We start from the raw sequence: 3,112 nt of genomic DNA, 5'->3' as shown, positions 1-3,112 counted from the left end.
CAGGCCGCGACGGACGCCATCGCGGCGACGGGCCGCGGCGGCGTGGTGGGCCTGCCGACGTCGAACCACGACTTCACGCGGCTGGTGGCGGGCCCGCGCGACGCCGAGCAGGCCCGCGTGGCGCACGTGCTCACGATGACCTGGCCCGCCCTACCGTCGGTCTACTACGGCGACGAGATCGGCATGCGGTACGTGCCGGGCACACCCACGCTGGAGGGCTCGCGGCTCGGCCCGGCCTACGACCGGGCCGGCTCGCGCACCCCGATGCAGTGGGGTGACCTGCCCGCGGACCCCTACGGCCCGGGCAGGCCCGCGGACTCGACCTACCTGCCGGAGGACCCCGACCCGGAGCGTCCGACGGTTGCCGCCCAGGTGGACGACGGCGACTCGCTGCTGCGCCTGGTCCGCGACCTCATCGCGCTGCGGCACGACGACCCGCGCCTGGACGCTGCGGCGCCCGTCGAGGTGCTCGCCACGGGGTATCCCCTGGCATACGTGCGCGGCGGCACGCTGGCCGTGCTGCTCAACCCGGGGGGTGCGGCGGTGCGGTTCCCGCTGGCCGGTGCCGTCGGCGGGCGGCAGGTGCTCGCCCGGGGGTTCCGGGCGGAGACTGACAACGGTGGAGCGGAGGTCGTGCACCTCGACGGCCACGGCTACGCCGTCCTCGATCTCGCGGTCGCGCAGCGCCCGACCGCCGACGGGCGAGCCTGGTACGCGCACCGGTCCGGTGCGCGTACCGGGTTAGCCTTGGCCCCGTGGAACTGATCCGGAAGGGCAAGGTTCGCGAGGTCTACGCGGACGGCGACGATGTGATCCTGGTGGCCTCCGACCGCGTGTCGGTGTACGACGTCGTGCTGCCGACGCCCGTGCCCGACAAGGGCGCGATCCTCACCCAGCTCTCGCTGTGGTGGTTCCGGCAGTTCGCCGACCTGGTGCCCAACCATGTGATCAGCGAGGAGGTCCCCGAGGAGTGGACCGGCCGCGCGATCCGCTGCAAGAAGCTGACGATCGTCCCGGTCGAGTGCATCGCCCGCGGGTACCTCGCGGGCGGCGGCCTGGACTCGTACAACGCCACCGGCAGCGTGTCCGGCGTGGCGTTCCCCCCGGGCCTGGTCGAGGCCGACCGGCTGCCGCAGCCCGTGTTCACGCCGTCGACCAAGGCGGACGAGGGCCACGACGAGTACATCTCCGTGGAGGAGATCGCGAAGGACCTGGGCACGGAGACCACGGACCGGCTGCGCGAGCTGACCCTGGCCATCTACGACCGCGGCGCCGAGATCGCGCGCGAGCGCGGCGTCATCATCGCCGACACCAAGCTCGAGTTCGGGTTCGACGCCGACGGCGTGCTGACCCTCGCCGACGAGGTGCTCACGCCCGACTCCTCGCGCTTCTGGAAGGCGAGCGAGTACGAGCCCGGCCGCGGGCAGTGGTCCTACGACAAGCAGTTCGTGCGCGACTGGTCATCGACCCTGACCGGCTGGGACCGCACCTACCCCGGCCCGGAGATCCCGGCCGACGTCGTGGCGGAGACCCGCGCCCGCTACGTGGAGATCTACGAGCAGCTCACGGGCGAGACCTGGGGCTGAGCCCCGCGCTCCCGTCCGGCCCCGGGCGGCAGTGTCAGTGGTACCAGCTAGCGTGCACGCCGTGAGCACCGCGACGTCCGGCAATCCCTCGGCCTACCAGGCGACCTTCGAGGAGCTCGGCACGCCCCTGCGGGACGTCACCTTCGTGGTGGTGGACCTCGAGACCACGGGCACCAACGCCAAGGAGGGCGGCATCACCGAGATCGGTGCCGTCAAGGTGCGCGGCGGCGAGGTGCTCGGCGAGTTCCAGTCGCTGGTCAACCCGGGGCAGCCGGTCCCGGCCTTCGTCGCGCGGTTGACCGGCATCACCAACGCCATGGTCGCCACAGCGCCCGACATCGCGCTGGTGCTGCCGAGCTTCCTGGAGTTCGCGCACAACACGGTGCTGGTGGCGCACAACGCCCCGTTCGACATCGGCTTCCTCAAGGCGATGTGCTCCCGGCTGGACTACCCGTGGCCCGGCTTCACCGTCGTGGACACGGTGCCCCTGGCCCGGCGCCTGGTCACCCGGGACGAGGCGCCCAACCACAAGCTGTCCACGCTCGCCAACCTGTTCCACGCCACCGTCTCCCCCGAGCACCGGGCGCTGGCCGACGCGCGGGCGACCGTCGACGTCCTGCACGCCCTGTTCGACCGCCTCGCGCCGATGGGCGTGACGCACCTCGAGGACCTGGCGACGGCAGCCGATCCGGTGCCGCCCGAGGTGCGCCGCAAGCGGCATCTCGCCGACGGGCTGCCCGACTCCCCCGGCGTCTACCTGTTCCGCGGCCCCGGCGACGAGGTGCTGTACGTCGGCACGTCGGTCAACATCCGCAAGCGCGTGCGCTCGTACTTCACCGCCGCCGAGAAGCGGCGGCGCATCACGGAGATGGTCCGGATCGCCGAGCGGGTCACGCCCGTCGCCTGCGCCACGCCGCTGGAGGCCCAGGTGCGCGAGCTGCGGCTCATCACCGAGCACGCCCCGCGCTACAACCGGCGCTCCAAGTTCCCGGAGCGGCACTCGTGGGTGCGGCTGACGGACGAGGCCTACCCGCGCCTGTCGGTGGTGAGCGGCGTCGTGGCGGGCGCCGCGCACATAGGGCCTTTCGGGTCCCGGCGGACCGCACAGGAGGCCGTGCACGCCCTGCACGACGCCCTGAACCTGCGGCAGTGCACCGCCCGCATCCCGCTGGTCTCCAAGCGCCCCGGCAGTCCGTGCGCGCTGGCCGGCATGGGTCGCTGCTCGGCGCCGTGCGTGGCGACCGAGGGCCCCGACACCTCCTACGCGGACGTGGCCGAGGCCGCGCGCGACGCCCTCACCGGCGACCCCGCTCCCGTGGTCCGCGCCCTCTCCGACCGGATCGCGGCCCTCGCCCACCAGGAGCGGTACGAGGAGGCGGGGGAGGTCACGCGCCGCCTGCGCGCCTTCGTGCACGGCGCACATCGCGCCCAGCGGATCGGGCCCCTGGCCGGGTGCGCGGAGCTGGTCGCCGCGCGCCCCTCCGGCATCGGCGACGCCCCCGGCAAGCCCGGCGGCTGGGAGATCG

3 protein-coding genes are annotated in these 3,112 nt (G+C 73.6%); all 3 read left to right on the top strand.

Annotated elements, in window-relative coordinates; translation table 11 throughout:
• Positions 1–765 (top strand): alpha-amylase family glycosyl hydrolase (locus tag PROKR_RS26690; RefSeq protein ID WP_245605980.1); only part of this gene is annotated, 765 nt, incomplete at its 5' end.
• The gene (locus PROKR_RS26685; protein WP_036969886.1) at positions 756–1,586 is read left to right on the top strand and encodes a phosphoribosylaminoimidazolesuccinocarboxamide synthase; all 831 of its coding nucleotides are present in this window, start codon (positions 756–758) and stop codon (positions 1,584–1,586) included. The genes PROKR_RS26690 and PROKR_RS26685, both read left to right, overlap by 10 nt.
• A gap of 52 nt (positions 1,587–1,638) precedes the next feature.
• Positions 1,639–3,112 (top strand): DEDD exonuclease domain-containing protein (locus PROKR_RS26680; protein WP_051433404.1); only part of this gene is annotated, 1,474 nt, incomplete at its 3' end.

The organism is Promicromonospora kroppenstedtii DSM 19349 (assembly GCF_000515355.1).
In the GTDB taxonomy this organism is placed as follows: Bacteria; Actinomycetota; Actinomycetes; order Actinomycetales; family Cellulomonadaceae; genus Promicromonospora; species Promicromonospora kroppenstedtii.
This window is presented reverse-complemented; position numbering and strand designations above follow the sequence as displayed.